Here is a 15634-nt window from a genome sequence, read left to right on the forward strand (position 1 = left end):
CATCTAGGAAATTTCTCAGGCGACTACCCTCGCAACCGACGACGCAGCGCGTTGCCTTGCCATTTCTCGTCAGAAAATTCCGATCCTCATGACAACGAAGGAATCGCGGGTAATCATAAAAAATTCGAAAAAAATAGAAAAAAGTAATGAAATACCGGTGAAATACCATAGTCGGGCTGGAGGAATTTATCTAAATTACTCCTTGTTGGCTGCTCGCGAAGTTGGATTGGATCCCCGATGACGCTGTAGTCGGCCTCCGCAGGCACTCGATCTGCCCGCGGTGTGTTCGGTCCGGCGCGTCGCCGATGGGAATCCGCAGGACAAGTGGTGGCGTTCTTATCGCGATGCGGCCGGGATTTTTTTGCCTTTAGATCCAATAAAGGAAAGGAATTCGATGCGACTCACGGCTCAGGAACGGTATGCACTGTCAAGGCTCTTTCGCGACGACGATGGCACCAGTGTCGCGATTCGTGCGCAGATCGATGGCTTGCGTGCGAGGCATCGGATCGAGACGAAAGTCGGGTTTCTGACGCGGATCCAGCTCTCGGTGCCGCTTGCCGGCGTGCATCGCCGCAAGTGGGATTGGACCTTCGAGCATGCGAAGCTCGAGGATGGCGGGTCGTTCGCGTGTTGGCTCGAGGACGAGAGCGCCATCAAGCTGGATGCCGTGACCCACGGCGGCGCGTGGCCGACGGACTTCGATGCCGCCGAGTTCCGCGAGCGGGACCGATAACGCCCGCGAGCGTGATACTGAGGGTTCGCGCTTCTCGTTTGAGCTGCCCAGGAGACGGCGCTAGCTTCGGGGCTCCGTCCGGCTCTTCCTAACCGCCCATCGAGGCATCATTACACGTATTGCCCGCGTCCTGGGCAAGCAATGAGCCGCACGTTGGCCAAATCATATGGCTGACAACTGTGTCGCCAACAACAATACGCAAGACAGAGTCGCTCAACAACCCAAATCTCATTCGCCTAAGTCATTAATCAGGCTGCGCGCGCCAAGAGTTAAATCTCTGATTACGTCAGAGAAGTACAATTTTTTCTACCTTGCTTGTACAGATTACAACGCCTAAGATCTTCTGCGGGCCACATTGCCGCGTAGACAATACTCTTCTTTATAGCTCAATAAAGCAGTTCTTTCATCGCAAGAAGAAAGCCGGGGCGCGAATTACGCGAGCTGTGCCGTCATTTATTTCCCCTCCTTCCGGTCAAAGCTCAGAAATGACCGCCTGTCGAAGGGGCTCGCGCTTGGGGAGGGCATCATGAAGGTAGTGAACCTTACGGAAGGTATGCGCTTTGGCGTGGGTGTAGACGGGCTTACCGAAGAACCGCGCGCGGAGGCCATTGCCTATGACTCGATTGTCAATGGCGGAGACGGACACGGTGGGCAAGAAGTCCAGTCTGATGTGCGCATCATCGAATCGCAAGAGTCGTTGGTGGAGTCGATGAATCTTTCGGTCAGCGCGAGCGTGCATTATCTACCGCTTGGTAATGCCAATGCAAAGTTCTCGCTCGCACAACAACACTCTGTCAATCAATACTCCATCTATATTTTATTTTCAGCGATCGTACAAAATCCTGCGCGCCACATGAAAGGCGCGCGGCTTACGCCACAAGCCGAGCAGGCGTATCGCAACTCCCCCGAGCAGTTTCGCCTGACTTATGGGGATTATTATATCGATGAGGTCTATAGCGGAGGCGACTTCTATGGTGTCTTCGTCTTCGAAACCTACGATGAGACCAGCCATAAGGATTTGAAAATGTCGCTGGATATGTCCATCGGAAACTTCATGGCGGGCGGCGACGTGAACGTGGCTTTTCAAAGCACCATTGACGAGGCCAAGAAGAAGTCGTCGATGCAGATCCGGGTCATCATGGCCGGCGGCTCGGGGCAGCTGAATCCCACCAATATGCAGGAATTGAAGGACCTCTACAAAACCTTCAACCAGGCCGTCAAATCCGACCCCGTGGACTTCCGGTGCTCCCTCAAGGAATTCGCCTACCTCCCGATGCCTCCTGGGCCAAGTTGGGCGGAACAGGCGGTGCGAGACGACACGATCAAGGAGTGTGGCAAGCGGATTGTCGAGGGTATTGCACTCAGGTCTCAGCTGGATTTCATTTTGCGGTTTCCAGAGCAGTTTGAGACGCCCGATATCGAAAAGATAAAAAGCGCCTACCACGATACGGACGCACTTCTGCCAAAGCTGGCCACCAGGGCCGGAGAGTGTTCGCGGGATATCACGAGATGTACGCTGGAAGGGGCGATGCCTGTGGTGATCCAGTTGCCCAAACGAAAGCAGGATTTGGGCGATCCGCTGGACGCCAAATGGCAGGACATCTTGGCTCATGACGAGCGCGCGGCGGCTTGGGTACCGCAAGCTAACTTGCACTCTCCCCTCGCTAACTACAACCGTGGGCCTCGCGGAGGGCGATACAAGATTTTCTCGAATAACAACGGACCGACGGGCGGCCTATTCTGGCATCCGGACCTCGGCGCGCACGTCGTGTACGGCGGAATCTTCCTGGAATATATGCGGCGGGGTCATTGCGAAGGCCCCCTTGGCTACCCCCGTACGGACGAGGCCACTATCGAAGGAAACGGTGCCGATGGGCTCGACCGCATCAGTATTTTCGAACATGGACAGCTTTGGTGGGACGCGCAGTCGGGCAAGGTCTCCGACCGACTGCTCCTGAATCTGGACAAGCTTGTTCTGGTGTTTGGAAAAGACCGCGCGCCGCTTCAGAACGTCTTGAAAGGTAGCAGGAGAATTTCGCCCATCTTGCTGACAGCGCGTAACCGTTAGGGGTTGAGCATGACCTACAACATTCACTTGAGTGACATCTGGGGCCTGCTGAACCCGGCTCTCTATGTCACGCGCCGACTCTGAAACATTTCTTATTTTCAGCGAGTCAATGATGGCGAACTGGAATCAATCCCTGTATGTACTTGGCGGCTATCAGTCAGGCGAGTCCGATTTTGGCGTTCGCTTGGCGCGGGCACCAGTTGCTGATCAACAAGCCGTGGCGGGCCTCGTGCTGCGCGTGGCCACGGCTATGCAAAGCCCCACGTCGACGGCGGTCATTGTCGTGACAGCACACTCGGATCGACAGGATCGACAGGACATGTCGGCAGAGCAACGACGCGACAGCGAATACGAGGCGTCAGTGGGGCGCGTCGCCAGCGCCGGCCAGTGGTTTGTCGACCAACTTTCCGCGCTGATCGGATCACCTGACGCTAGTCTGGTTTGGCCTCGCATCCTGATGGTCAGGCATTCGATGGGTGCCGCGCAACTCATCAACAAGACACCCGCAAATGAAATGCAGCGCGCCGAGAACCGCCGCGTGGAAGTCGAGGTGTATGCGTCGGGCATGGCTGCCTTTCCACTGGACTTCGAGACACTTCCGAGCTGAGAGGGACGATGAGCACGCTGAAATCCAATATGTTCACCCATGCACCCACTGCGGTCTTCCAGCGCCTGGAAAATTGCGCCAATGGCGTGCCAAACGAACCGGTGAGCCATTTTACCGTCGGACAACAGGGCGAACACATCCAACTGGTGCAGTTGGCACTGAGCATCATCGCCGAACAGATTCCCGAGTTGGGCGTTGGCTTGGTCACGGTCAACGGCAACTATGACGCCGCCTTTGCCAGTGCCGTAGCCCGCTACAAGCAGGCGCGCCACATCTTCAACTTTGCCAATCAGATCGACAATATCATCGGGCGCAAGACGATAGCCAGTCTGGATCAGGACATTGTCAATCTCCAAGACGGTCCGCACCCGCACCACGACATTCCCATCGATCCGCGTCCTCCATTACCGGGGCCTTGCCTACCCGCCACGCAGTGTCCCTATGGTCAGTCGTTCACCCTGCAACTATTGGGAGGCCTCACCGGGGGCGAGATCGTGGAAGTCGGCGTGTTCTTGTTTGATATCCATGACGTGATAAACAACCTGACTGCGCGCTATGTCGGCAAGGTCGTGGGCATCGGGGTGCCCACTCCTATTCCGGCATCTCCCTCGGTGTATGGGAGTCCGACAGCGTTCAGTACCCCAACGCCAGCACGCGTGACCGATTTCTTCGCGTTTGCGGTTGGCTCCATCACATTGTCGCCGCCGTTTGCCCTGTCGGCCTCTCCCGTGACACTGAGCTTCAAAGGTCAGGCAGGCCTGGGTCAAACGATGCCATTCCTGCTGGACTCGGGTCCCATCAACCTGCCGGGCGCGGGAATTCACGCCGGATCGCTGCAACTGACTACCACTTGCAACGGGTCCCCCGGCGCCACGCGTCGTGGCTAGATTGAGCCGGCAGGCAATTCATACGACCGGCGGCCCGTCACATTGACCGCACTGCCTTCGGCGAAGAAATAGGGCGTCGGTTCGACGGTATTTCTGACGGCAGAGGTGTCACCGTGACGCTTGCCCCAGCGTCTGCAGGGGCTCTCGGGCGCGCTCGTGATGGCCATGCTCGCGGAGCGCATCCAGGTGGTTGCGAGCGCCCTGGCGTCACCCCGCCGGTTCCCGCCGCGCTCCGAAAACCATCTAGGAAGCTTCTCAGGCGACTACCCTCGCAACCGACGACGCAGCGCGTTGCCTTGCCATTTCTCGTCAGAAAATCCCGATCATCATGACAACGAAGGTATCGCGGTTAATCATAAAAAATTCGAAAAAATATCGAAAAAAGTAATGAAATATCGGCGAAATACCATAGTCGGTTTGGAGGAATTTATCTAAATTACTCCTTGTTGGCTGCTCGCGAAGTTGGATTGGATCCCCGATAACGCCGTAGCCGGCCTCCGCAGGCACTCGATCTGCCCGCGGTGTGTTCGGTCCGGCGCGTCGCAGATGGGAATCTGCAGGGCAAGTGGTGGTGTTCTTATCGCGATGCGGCCGGGCTTTTTTTGCCTTTAATTCTAATAAAGGAAATGAATCCGATGCGACTCACGGCTCAGGAACAATATGCGCTGTCCAAGCTATTCCGCGATGACGATGCCACGAGTGTCGCCATCCGTGCGCAGATCGATGGCCTGCGTGCAAAGCATCGGATCGAGACCAAGGTCGGGTTTCTGACGCGGATCCAGCTCTCGGTGCCGCTCGCCGGCATGCATCGCCGCAAGTGGGATTGGACCTTCGAGCACGTGAGGCTCGAAGATGGCGGGTCGTTCGCGTGTTGGCTCGAAGACGAGAATGCCATCGAGCTGGATGCCGTGACCCATGGCGGCGAGTGGCCGACGCACTTCGATGCCGCCGAATTCCGCGAGCGCGATGCCGCCGAGATCCTCGAGCGGGACCCGCGGGACCCGCGGGACCGATAGCGGCCGTGCAGGCACAGATGCCCGCGCCTGATGCGGGGGCCTGCCCTCTCGCACCGGAGAGGGCAGCAGGCTGACATCAGGCGAACGTATCCACTTCGCCTTGCGCGAGCACCCGCTGCGGGCGCGCCACCGGCACCGCCGGTTCATTACCGAAGTTCGAAGCCTGGCCGAAGCTGCTCCCCTGGCCGCCAGCAAACGATTGACGCTGCTGTTGCTGCTGGCCGTTGCCCGCCTGATTCGCAAAACCTTCCGAACCCACCGACGTATGGCCGAGCTGAATGCCGCTTTCCGCGAGCGACGTGCGGAGGTGCGGCAGTGCCGATTCCACCGCGGCACGGACAGCCTGGTGCGGGGATACAAACTGGGCTTGCGCCTGATCGTTGACGACGTTCAGCACCACCTTCAGCGGACCGAGATTGGGCGGATTGAGATCGAGCTCGGCCGTCTGGCTGCCTTGCGTGGACATCCGGACCATATGCTGGCCCAGTGCCTGCGACCAGTTGTTGTCGCCGACGTTCGGGGCGACCACGGCGCGGGCTGCGGCAGCAGCCGTGGCTTGCGCGGCGGGCGTCGGGGCCTGCGCCGCGATGGCCGAGGCCAGCGTGGCAGCACTGCTCGAGTTGGTGGCACCGGTGTCGGTGCCTTCGCCCGTGCGTGCATTGGCCTGTGCGGCAGCGTAGCTCGCGCCGGCGGTGCCAGCCGCGCTGGTATTGGCAGCCGTCTGCGGCTGCGCGGCCTGCGCGGGCTGGCCGAGGCCTGCCTGCGATTGCTGGCTGCCCGAATGGCCGCCGGTCTGGCCGCCATGCGCGTCCTGATTGGCGAGCGCGGACGGCGTGATCGACGGCTGTGCGGGCTTGTCGGCGGTACCGGTCGTGGCCTGCGCGGCGGCGCGTTGCTGCGCGATGGTCGCGAGCGTGTCGGCCGGGCTCATGGTCGTGGCCTTGGTGACGCTGACCTCGGCCGGCAGCGTGGTCTGCGCGGCGACCGTATCCGTCTGGGCGGCTGCTGCGTCGGCCTGTGTTGCGGCAGTCGCGGCTGCCTGGGCGGCGGCCGCCGACGTGGCGGTGATCTGGTTCGTCGCGGCACCCTGTTGCGCGGCCGTCCCCGCCGCGCCGTTGACACCCGGCAGGCTGCTCAGGCCGGCAAGCGCGGGATCCACCGTATCGGTGGCATTGCCTGCGGTGGTCTGCTGGGCCGGCGGTTGGCCGAGCATCGCGAGCGCCAGTGCCGCGGCCGCCGCTGCGGCTTCCTTCGCGGCGTCTTCAGCGCTCTGCGCCGTGTCGGTATCCTTCTTGTCCTCGTCCGCCTTGGCGGCCTGCGTGGTCTTGCCGTCGGATGGATCCGACTTGCTGGCGGACTTGTCGGCAGGCTTGTTCGCTTCCTGCGCGGCCGGCTTGTCCGCGGGCTTCTCGGCGGCCTTCTGGTTTCCCTTCTCCGCTACCTTGCTGGCCGGCTTGCCGACGTTGACGGGCTGCGACGTCGCGTTGTTCTGCTGACGCGGCGCCTTGTCGCGCGCGCGGGAGAGGGCGTCCTGGAAGGCGGCATCGATCGTGCTGCCGCCGACGCCGGCGGTGCCGGTTGCCTTCGCGGCGCCCGTGCCGAGAATCTTGCTGATATCGATCATGGTTGGCAGATAATGAAGTTCAGTTCTGGCCGTTGGCCGGCTCCCGCGCGACACGCGCCGCACGGGCTGCAAATTCGTCGCTGGCACGCTGCTCGCGGCGCGCGACGATCTGCTGCTCGCGCGTCTCCGCGCGCGTGATCAGCGTGTCGAACGAATTCTGGCGGCGCTTCTGATGCTGCCAGTTGGCGCGGCCGGCAATCAGGTCCGCCTCGGCCTTGGCCAGCGCGCTCGTCTGGTGGCGAATCGCCTGGTCGAGCGAGTCGAGAAACCGCGAGAAGTCCTGCCAGCGGCTCGACGTCATGCCCTCCGCCGCAATCGCCTGCATGCGCGTGCGATATTCCTGTCGATACTGCGTCAGCGCGTTGAGCTGCTGCTCCGCCTGCGTGCGCAGGCCCTGCAGGCGGCCGAGCTCGCGCGCGGCCTTGTCGGTGCTGTCCTGGGCCAGATCGGCCAGCGTATTCAGCGGTGAGGGCTTAGGCATGTTCCATCCTCTCGAATAGCTGATGCAGGTGGGCAACCGAGTTCGCGTAGTCCGCGCGCTCGGGGATGTCCTGCTGCAGGAAGGCCTCCATGCGCGAATGCAGGCGAATCGCGAGGTCCACCTCCGGATCGCTGCCGGGCACATAGGCGCCGACGCTGATCAGGTCGCGATTGCGCTGGTAGCGAGACATCAACTGCTTGAAACGCCGTACGGAGGCAAACTGCGGCGCGTCGATCAGTGCCGTCATGGCACGACTGATGGATGCTTCGACGTCGATGGCCGGATAGTGTCCAGCCTCGGCGAGACTACGCGACAGCACGATATGGCCGTCGAGAATCGCGCGGGCCGAGTCGGCGATCGGATCCTGCTGATCGTCGCCTTCGGTCAGCACCGTATAGAAGGCCGTGATCGAGCCACCGCCTTCGGGGCCGTTGCCCGTGCGCTCGACGAGCGTCGGCAGCTTGGCGAAGACCGAGGGCGGATAGCCCTTGGTGGCGGGCGGTTCGCCGATGGCGAGCGCGATCTCGCGCTGGGCCATCGCGTAACGCGTGAGCGAGTCCATGATCAGCAGCACATGGCGGCCCTGATCGCGGAAGTATTCGGCAAGGCGCGTCGCATACGCGGCACCCTGCATACGCAGCAGCGGCGAGGTATCGGCCGGCGCGGCCACGACGACCGAACGCTTGCGGCCTTCTTCGCCGAGGATGTTCTCGATGAATTCCTTCACTTCGCGGCCGCGTTCGCCGATCAGGCCGACCACGATCACTTCCGCGTTGGTATAGCGCGCCATCATGCCGAGCAGCACGCTCTTGCCGACGCCCGAGCCCGCGAACAGGCCCATGCGCTGGCCGCGGCCAACGGTGAGCATCGCATTGATCGCCCGCACGCCCGTATCGAGCACGGTTTCGATCGGCGCGCGCGTCAGCGGGTTGATCTGCGTACCGGCCAGCGGCACTTCGCTGGCGGCCGTGATCGGGCCCAGGCCATCGAGCGGGCGACCGGCGGCATCGAGCACGCGTCCCAGCAGGCCTTCACCCACGGGCAGACGCTTGGAGCCGGGCTCGCGCGGCGTGGCCACGCCGGCCGGCAGCGGAGACGGTTCCAGCGGATAGACACGGGCGCCCGGCACCAGGCCGACGACGTCCGATTGCGGCATCAGGTACAGGCGATCGGCACCGAAGCCCACGACTTCGGCTTCCGCCGTGCGCGGGCCGCCATGGCCATGCTGGCCGGCCGGCAGCTCGATCAGGCAGTCGCTGCCCACGGGCAGGCGCAGGCCCACGGCCTCGAGCACGAGACCCGCCGCGCGCGTCAGGCGGCCGCAGGTACGCTTGCTGTCGAGATCGGCGAGGCCCGTCGAGGCCGACGTCAGCGCATCGCGCCAGAGGTGCGTGTGCTGCTGTGCGGCGGTAGATGCCGGCGCTGGCGCGACACCTTGCACGTTCGCCTGCGCATCACGCATGAGGCGGCTCCCACGGATCGTTGCGGCCCAGTGCCTTCACGACGCGGCTCCAGCGCGTGGCGAGGCTCGCATCGAGCTCGCCGCTGGCGGCGCTGGCAATGCAGCCGCCGCGCGCGATGGATGGATCGGGGCGGACGGTCCAGCCGGCCGCTTCGAGTTCGCCGCGCAGATGCGTTTCCACGAGCGGCACATCCTCGGGGTTGAGCAGCAGCGCGGGCGAGCCGGCGAGCGCGGGCTCGGCCGTCAGCAGTTCGCGCGCGGCCGGCAGCAGCGCCGCGGGGTCGAGTTCCATCGTCTTGCGCACGAGCTGGCGCGCCACGTCGAGCGCGAGCGAGATCAGCGCGTCGGAGATCTCGGCATCGACGCGTCCGAGCGCATCGCGGAAGTTGCCGGCCAGTTCCTGCAGCCGTGCGGCTTCATTGCGCGCGGACTCCAGGCCGCGCGCATAGCCTTCGCGGTGACCGTCGCCATAGCCCTGTGTCTGGCCCTGGCTGTAGCCCTGCGCATAGCCTTCCTTGCGCGCGCCTTCGCGCATCGCATCGAGGGCTTCGAAGTCGATCGGCGGCGGGGGCGGCGGCTCGACAGGCAACTGCGCCTCGAGCGCCTTGAGCCGATCTCGCGGATCGAGCGAGACCATCTGCCAGCGCTGCCAGCTGTCGCCACGGCCGCGCGAGACGCCGCGCGGCGCGCCGAATGCCTGAAAGCCGTCGTCGCTCAGATCCGAGCGGGATTCCGACTTGAGGGTCGCGTTGCCGCCGGAAAACCCGCGGCTTGCGGAAAAGCCGCGTTCAGACATAGGCATCGTCGCCTCCGCCGATCTGGATTTCGCCGGCTTCCGCCAGGCGTCTCACCACCTGCAGGATGGCCTTCTGCTCGGCCTCGACCTGCGACACACGAACCGGGCCCAGCGCATCGAGGTCCTCGCGCAGCATCTCGCCGGCGCGGGTGGACATGTTGCGGATGAACTTGTCGCGCAGTTCCTGCTGTGCACCCTTGAGCGCCACGATGAGCGACTCGGTGGCAACTTCCTTGAGCACGCGCTGGATACCGCGATCGTCCACTTCGAGCAGGTTCTCGAACAGGAACATCTCGTCGATGATCTTCTGCGCGAGGTCCGCGTCGTGCGTGCGCACGCCGTCGATGACCGCTTCCTCGTGCGCCGTGCTCATCAGGTTGATGATCTCGGCCGCCGTACGGACACCGCCCATGCGGCTGCGCTTCAGGCTCTGGCCCGCCAGCAGCTTGGTCAGCACGTCGGTCAGTTCCTGCAGCGCGCCCGGCTGCACGCCACCGAACGTGGCGATACGCAGGATCACGTCGTTGCGCAGGCGGTCGGTGAAGAAGCCCAGCACTTCGGAGGACTTCTGGCGATCCAGGTGGATGAGGATGGTCGCGATGATCTGCGGATGCTCGTCCTTGATCAGCTCGGCCACCGACGTGGCATCCATCCAGTTCAGCGAATCGATGCCGCCGCCCGGGTCGCGGGACTCGAGGATGTCCTCGATGACGGACAGCGCGCGCTCTTCGCCCAGCGCCTTGTTGAGGACGCTCTTGATGAACGAGCTCGAATCGACGTTGAGCGCCAGGTACTGTTCGGTCTCGCCGCGGAACTCGGCGAGTACCTCGGCCATTTCCTCGCGCGTCACGGACGACAGGCTGGCCATGGCGGAGCCGAGGCCCTGCACTTCGCGCGGCGACAGATGCTTGAAGACCTCTGCTGCGGAATCTTCGCCGATCGCCATCATCAGGATGGCGCTCTTCTGCAGACCCTTTTCAGGGGAGGTGGACTTAGCGTTCGTCATTGGCCATCCATTGCTTGATTACGCTGGCGACCAGACGCGGGTCGCGTTGCGCGGCGTCGCGCACCAGGGCGAGATCGCTTTCGTACTTGGCCGCGAGGCGCAGCAGCTCCGGATTCGTCGTTTCTTCCGGCGGCAGCAGCACGGCTTCCGTGGTGGCGTCGGCTTCGGTCGGCGCGGGCAGCGGCGGCGCGGTGTACTTGCGCACCACCGGGCGTGCCACCTTGAACCACAGGAACAGCGCGAGGATCGCGAGCAGCAGGTAGCCGACGCCGGTCTTGGCGAGATCGATCATTTGCGGTTGTTTCCACAGCGGCACTTCGGGCTCGATCACGCGGTCGTCGGTGAACGGGCTGTTGACCACGTTCAGCGAGTCGCCACGATCGCTCGAGTAACCCATCGCTTCCTTGGTCAGGTTCTCGATCTGCGTCAGCATCGTGGCCGGCAGCGGCTCGGCGACCATCTTGCCCTTGGCATCGGCCTTCTGGCGGTAGTTCACGACCACCGCGACCGACAGGCGCTTGACGCCGCCCGGTGCCTGTTGCACGTGGCGCACGGTGCGGTCGAGTTCGTAGTTGGTGGTGGTATCGCGACGGTTGCTGCGCGGGCCGGTCTTCTCGGCGGTGCCGGTCTGCGTGCTGGCCTGGTTGGCCTGCGCGGGCGGCGGGTTCGGCTGACCCGGCTGGCGCGGCGGCTGCGGGTTGGCGATCGGTGCCTGCGCGGCGGCGGGCGGCTGGTTCGACAGCGCGCCGGGCACGCCGCCGACCGGTGCCGCGCCTTCCTGGCTGGACTCGCTCGACTGCTGGCTGCGGATCGCGGCGTTCGACGGATCCTGGTTGGGCTTGTAGCTCTCGTCGGTGTGCTCGACCGTGGAGAAGTCCACGTCCGCGGTGACCTGCGCGTGCACATTGTCCTTGCCGACGATCGGCGCGAGGATGGCTTCCACGCGCTTGACGTAGTTCTGCTCGACTTGCTGCACGAACTTGAGCTGCGTCGCGTCCAGCGAGCGGTCGCCGTTGCCGGACAGCAGGTTGCCGTGCTGATCGACGATCGAGATCGACTTCGGGGTCAGTTCGGGGACGCTCGACGACACCAGGTGGCTGATCGCGGCGACCTGGCCCTCGTCGATCGCGCGGCCCGGATAGAGCTGGAGCACGATCGACGCGGTGGGCTTCTGACGCTCGCGCACGAACAGCGTGGGCTTCGGAATCGCGAGGTGAACGCGCGCGGACTGCACGGCGGCGATCGATTCGATCGAGCGGGAGAGCTCGCCCTCGAGACCGCGCTGGTAGTTGACCTGTTCGGCGAACTGGCTGATGCCGAACTTCTGGTTGTCCATGAGCTCCATGCCCGCGGTGCCGCTCTTCGGCAGGCCCTGCGAAGCCAGGCGCAGGCGCATCTCGTGCACCTTGTCGGCCGGCACCATGACCGCACCGCCGCCTTCGGCGAACTTGTACGGCACGTTCATCTGCTGGAGGGAGGCGATCACTGCGCCGCCGTCACGCTCCGACAGGTTGGTGTACAGGACCTTGTAGTCGGGGGCACGGGACCACATCACACCGACGGCGATGGCGGCGGCCAGCGCGGCACCGCCAAGCATCAGCGGCAGGCGTGGATTGGCCTTGATCTTGTCGAGCAGCGCGGAGCCGCCCGGCAGGGCTGCGGCGGCGTTCATGCACGCGTCTCCGGATTGGCCGGGGAAACCCTGCCCTTGCCACTCTGGCTGGTCTTGCCGTTAGTCATTTCGGCACGGCTCTCATTACGCTGCTGAGAAAACACGCGTACTCCCCGCGAAGGTTATGGATGGTCGCCAAGGCGAACGGCCGGGGAACTCACGACCGCACGCCAGATTCGGCACGGTAGCGATCATCGGCCAAACGGTCGATCCACAATCGACTGAATAGGCGAGGTTTTCCGCGTGATTTCAACCTTTGGATGGAGACGGGCCGGGTCTACAGTGCGAGGGCCGAAACAGGTGAGAAGCCATCTTGTTGTGATGCGTTCGCCGCATCATGCGTCTCGAGGGCGGTTTCGATCCCGATTTCCAACCTTTGCTGGACCGATCTACGACATGACCACGATTTCTTCCATCGAAAGCATGCTGCAGCAGTTGCGCGGCCTGGCCCAGACCGCGGCCGGCGGCGGCGCGGCTTCGGCCCAGGCCGCTACCACGAGCGGCTTTGCCGGTGAACTGCAGCGCTCGCTCGCGCGCGTCAACGCCGCGCAGGAACACGCCAACAACCAGGCGGAGGCATTTGAACTCGGCAAGCCCGGCGTGGCGCTGAATGACGTGATGATCGACCTGCAGAAGGCGAACGTCTCGTTCCAGACCGCCGTGCAGGTGCGCAACCGCCTGGCGGCTGCGTATCAGGAAATGATGAACATGCCCGTCTGATCAGAGACGGAAGATCAGAGACGGAAGTACTCCTCGGCTGCGCGCTCCTGCGCGGGCTTGCAGACGAGGTCGCCGGCCGTGCCGGCATAGACGAGGCAGTCGCCCGGGGTGTCGCGGTTCAATACGCTCACGCCCTGTGCGATGACCGAGCCATTGCGCACATGGCTGCGCCCAATGATGGCCGTGTTGGGATACATCACCACGCCGTCGCCAATCACGGGTGCAATGCCGTGATTCTTCCCCACCGTCGAGTTCTGGTAGAGCACCAGATAGTTCCCATACGTGGCCTTGGCCAGCACGATGCCGACCGAATGGCCGATGAAGAACACTTCGGGCATCTCGATCTCGTAGAACAGATCGATCGCATTCAGCGCCTTGTTGAGCAGGAACAGCTTCGTGCACGCCTCGCCGTGGCGCTCGTTGCGCCAGATCGTGTTGGCCAGGTAATACAGGTACTGGCAGTACTGCGACGAGTGCAGGTAGTTGAACTGGCCGGGGCGCCACATGCGCACCGCATCGATGCAACGCCCCGTGCGCGCGAGCGCCTCGTCCATATGGCGCGACACCACCGGCAGCAAACCGTCGTTGCGGCCGTCCGGCACGAGGTTGGCCACCTGCGCGCAGGTATAGGCCGCCAGCGAATCGCGCGTCTGTCCAATCAGTTCCATGGGCGAATCCCCGCAAGATAACCGGCTACCACGGTGCGCACGTCGCGGGGCACGACGCCCAGCGCGCGCAGCGCGGCCGTGCTGCACACCGCGGCGCGTTGCGTGGGCGACTTGCGTGCCATCGTCACATCCCATCCCGCACCGTTGAACACTTCCGCCAGCTCGCCGTTGGACACGTTCTCGCCGCTGGCCACGTTGAAGATGCCGCCCGCGCCGCGCGTCGAAATGCCGATCAGCGCTTCGACGACATCATCGAGGTGGATATAGTCGCGCACGAAGCCGGCGTCGCTGTCGAGCCGGAACGTGCGTTCGCCGGCGGCGCGCACGAGCCATTCGGAAAGGAATCCCGGGGAGTCCGGCGTCCAGTCGAATACGCACGACAGCCGTGCCACGGCGGTACGGCCCTCGGCGACGGTCAGGCACAGGTTCTCGCCGAGCCCTTTCGAGAAATCGTAGAGCGCGCGCGGGTTGGCGGGCTGCAGGGTCAGCGCCGCCGCCTCGTCGCCCTGGGGCAGCTGCGATGCGTCGTAAAGCCGCGTGGACGACAGATAGACCAGATGGTCGTAGCGGTTCGCACGCAGCACGTCGGACAGCAGCGTGACGTGCGCCGCCACCGTATCGTACGGACGCGCCGCGTAATCGGCGGTCAGCCCCGCGCAGTAGTAGACGCGGCCGAGATCGCGGTTGAACAGCGCCCGGTCCCCGCGCGCGGGGACCCAGACTTCATGGCCGGCCTGCCGCAGGGTGCTGGCCAGGCGGCTGCCGACGAAGCCGGCGCCGCCGATGACGGTACAGCGCATCGCGTTCCTCAGTTGACCGGGTGGTGCAGCGCCGGATCGCGGTGCCAGAGCAGCTTCGGGCTGACGCCGGGAACGACCGCGAAGCCATTACCCTCGAGCAGACCGGGCTCCTTGACGGCAACCATGTTGAAGCCGTGCGCGGGGCCTTCGAGGAAGACGTTGTCCACCGGCACCAGTTCCACGGGGCGGCCCTGCATATCGACATTCGAGTTGAAGTCGCGCACGGCGTAGACGTGGTAGCCGTACCCCTTGAGCATCGTGACGATTTCGGCGTTCTCGAGGCCGCGGCTCCAGTCGACGTAGTGGCGGTGCACTTCGAAGACCAGATTGGGTGCCTCGCCGGCCGGGCGGGCCAGTTGCCTGGCCGCGCCCTTGAACACGTTCAGCTCCGCGCCTTCGATGTCGAGCATGATCAGGCTCAGCTTGTCCACATTCTGCTGGGCGCAGTAGTCGTCGATCGTCACGGTCATGAAGCTGTCGCTGCCGGTCTGATCCGTGGTCTGCTCGGCGTGCGCGAACGAGTCATGGCCGACCAGGCGCAGCTGCGTGGTGCTGTCGGACCACAGGCCCAGGCGCCAGCTGCGAATGTTCTCCACATTGTTCAGTTGCGCGTTGTTGCGCAGCATGCCGAGCTGGTCGGCGTTGGGCTCGAATGCGTGGCAGGTACCGCCCGCGCGGGCCAGCTGGCGCGCCATCAGGATGACCTGATCGCCAAAGTAGGCGCCACCCACCACGGCGTGGCCGCCGCGCTCGCACAGGCGGACCAGCAGCTTCGTGGTCTGCGGTTCCCATACGTGGTCCGGCGCTGACGGGGAGCTCATCAGGAAATCGCGCGCGATCTTCGTGCGGTACAGGAACTCGAATACCGTGCCGTCGGACAGCGTTTTCCGCAGGCGCGATTCTTCGTTGTACATGGCATCGACGATCGGACCGGTGATGTCGTCGCGCACGCTGCCTTCGTAGCCGGAAAGGTCCTGCTCGATGTTCTTGCACAGGGCAATGACCTTGTCGCGGGCGGCGGCGCTGCCGCCCACCGTGCGCAACGCGTCGGAAAGCTTCTGCAAATGTTCGGTCGTCATGGGTGGCTCCGCTTC

General features: G+C 63.8%; 16 protein-coding genes. 7 read left to right on the forward strand and 9 right to left on the reverse strand.

Features of this window, described 5'->3' with window-relative positions; all coding sequences use genetic code 11:
- Positions 1-394 precede the first annotated feature (394 nt).
- The 6 genes from FOB72_RS28225 to FOB72_RS28250 all read left to right on the forward strand — a co-directional run bounded on the left by FOB72_RS28225 (position 395) and on the right by FOB72_RS28250 (position 5311).
- A complete protein-coding gene (locus tag FOB72_RS28225; protein WP_150376396.1) occupies positions 395-733 on the forward strand; it encodes a hypothetical protein in 339 nt (112 codons plus the stop codon).
- A gap of 526 nt (positions 734-1259) precedes the next feature.
- A complete protein-coding gene (locus FOB72_RS28230; RefSeq protein WP_150376398.1) occupies positions 1260-2801 on the forward strand; it encodes an LGFP repeat-containing protein in 1542 nt (513 codons plus the stop codon).
- A 64-nt stretch (positions 2802-2865) separates the two neighbouring features.
- Positions 2866-3408: a hypothetical protein gene (locus tag FOB72_RS28235; protein ID WP_150376400.1), complete on the forward strand. Its 543-nt coding sequence runs from the start codon at positions 2866-2868 to the stop codon at positions 3406-3408.
- A gap of 8 nt (positions 3409-3416) precedes the next feature.
- Positions 3417-4295, forward strand: coding sequence for a hypothetical protein (locus tag FOB72_RS28240; protein WP_150376402.1), 879 nt, complete (start codon positions 3417-3419; stop codon positions 4293-4295).
- Positions 4296-4415: 120 nt separating this feature from the next.
- Positions 4416-4730 (forward strand): hypothetical protein, encoded by a 315-nt coding sequence (locus FOB72_RS28245; protein WP_150376404.1) that lies wholly within the window; start codon positions 4416-4418, stop codon positions 4728-4730.
- Positions 4731-4930: 200 nt separating this feature from the next.
- Entirely contained in the window at positions 4931-5311 is a 381-nt protein-coding gene (locus tag FOB72_RS28250) for a hypothetical protein (RefSeq protein ID WP_150376406.1), read from the forward strand.
- A gap of 76 nt (positions 5312-5387) precedes the next feature.
- Here FOB72_RS28250 and FOB72_RS28255 read toward each other — a convergent pair whose 3' ends face one another.
- From FOB72_RS28255 to fliF, 6 genes are read right to left on the reverse strand one after another with little or no spacing between them, the layout of a single operon-like run.
- Positions 5388-6935 carry a flagellar hook-length control protein FliK gene (locus FOB72_RS28255; protein WP_150376408.1) on the reverse strand — a complete coding sequence of 516 codons (1548 nt, stop codon included), beginning with the start codon at positions 6933-6935 and terminating at the stop codon, positions 5388-5390.
- A 19-nt stretch (positions 6936-6954) separates the two neighbouring features.
- Positions 6955-7416, reverse strand: coding sequence for a flagellar export protein FliJ (gene fliJ, locus FOB72_RS28260; protein WP_150376410.1), 462 nt, complete (start codon positions 7414-7416; stop codon positions 6955-6957).
- Entirely contained in the window at positions 7409-8878 is a 1470-nt protein-coding gene (gene fliI, locus FOB72_RS28265; RefSeq protein WP_223851606.1) for a flagellar protein export ATPase FliI, read from the reverse strand. Before fliI ends, fliJ begins: the two co-directional genes overlap by 8 nt.
- Positions 8871-9680: a flagellar assembly protein FliH gene (gene fliH, locus FOB72_RS28270; protein WP_150376412.1), complete on the reverse strand. Its 810-nt coding sequence runs from the start codon at positions 9678-9680 to the stop codon at positions 8871-8873. Before fliH ends, fliI begins: the two co-directional genes overlap by 8 nt.
- Positions 9667-10680, reverse strand: coding sequence for a flagellar motor switch protein FliG (gene fliG, locus FOB72_RS28275; protein WP_150376414.1), 1014 nt, complete (start codon positions 10678-10680; stop codon positions 9667-9669). Before fliG ends, fliH begins: the two co-directional genes overlap by 14 nt.
- Positions 10667-12352 carry a flagellar basal-body MS-ring/collar protein FliF gene (gene fliF, locus FOB72_RS28280; RefSeq protein WP_150376416.1) on the reverse strand — a complete coding sequence of 562 codons (1686 nt, stop codon included), beginning with the start codon at positions 12350-12352 and terminating at the stop codon, positions 10667-10669. The genes fliG and fliF overlap by 14 nt, the downstream gene beginning before the upstream one ends.
- Positions 12353-12748: 396 nt before the next feature.
- Here fliF and fliE point away from each other — a divergent pair, with 396 nt between their 5' ends.
- Complete coding sequence (fliE, locus tag FOB72_RS28285; protein ID WP_150376418.1) at positions 12749-13072, forward strand: flagellar hook-basal body complex protein FliE; 324 nt, start codon at positions 12749-12751, stop codon at positions 13070-13072.
- Positions 13073-13086: 14 nt separating this feature from the next.
- Here fliE and FOB72_RS28290 read toward each other — a convergent pair whose 3' ends face one another.
- Genes FOB72_RS28290 through FOB72_RS28300 form a run of 3 tightly spaced genes read right to left on the reverse strand, consistent with a single transcriptional unit; the run spans position 13087 to position 15619 of the window.
- Positions 13087-13740 (reverse strand): hypothetical protein, encoded by a 654-nt coding sequence (locus FOB72_RS28290; RefSeq protein WP_191002289.1) that lies wholly within the window; start codon positions 13738-13740, stop codon positions 13087-13089.
- Positions 13731-14540 carry an NAD-dependent epimerase/dehydratase family protein gene (locus FOB72_RS28295; protein WP_150376420.1) on the reverse strand — a complete coding sequence of 270 codons (810 nt, stop codon included), beginning with the start codon at positions 14538-14540 and terminating at the stop codon, positions 13731-13733. The genes FOB72_RS28290 and FOB72_RS28295 overlap by 10 nt, the downstream gene beginning before the upstream one ends.
- 8 nt (positions 14541-14548) lie before the next feature.
- On the reverse strand, positions 14549-15619 hold the full coding sequence (locus tag FOB72_RS28300; RefSeq protein ID WP_150376422.1) for an FkbM family methyltransferase: 1071 nt from the start codon (positions 15617-15619) through the stop codon (positions 14549-14551).
- Positions 15620-15634 lie beyond the last annotated feature (15 nt).

The organism is Cupriavidus pauculus, assembly GCF_008693385.1.
Classification (GTDB): Bacteria; Pseudomonadota; Gammaproteobacteria; order Burkholderiales; family Burkholderiaceae; genus Cupriavidus; species Cupriavidus pauculus_D.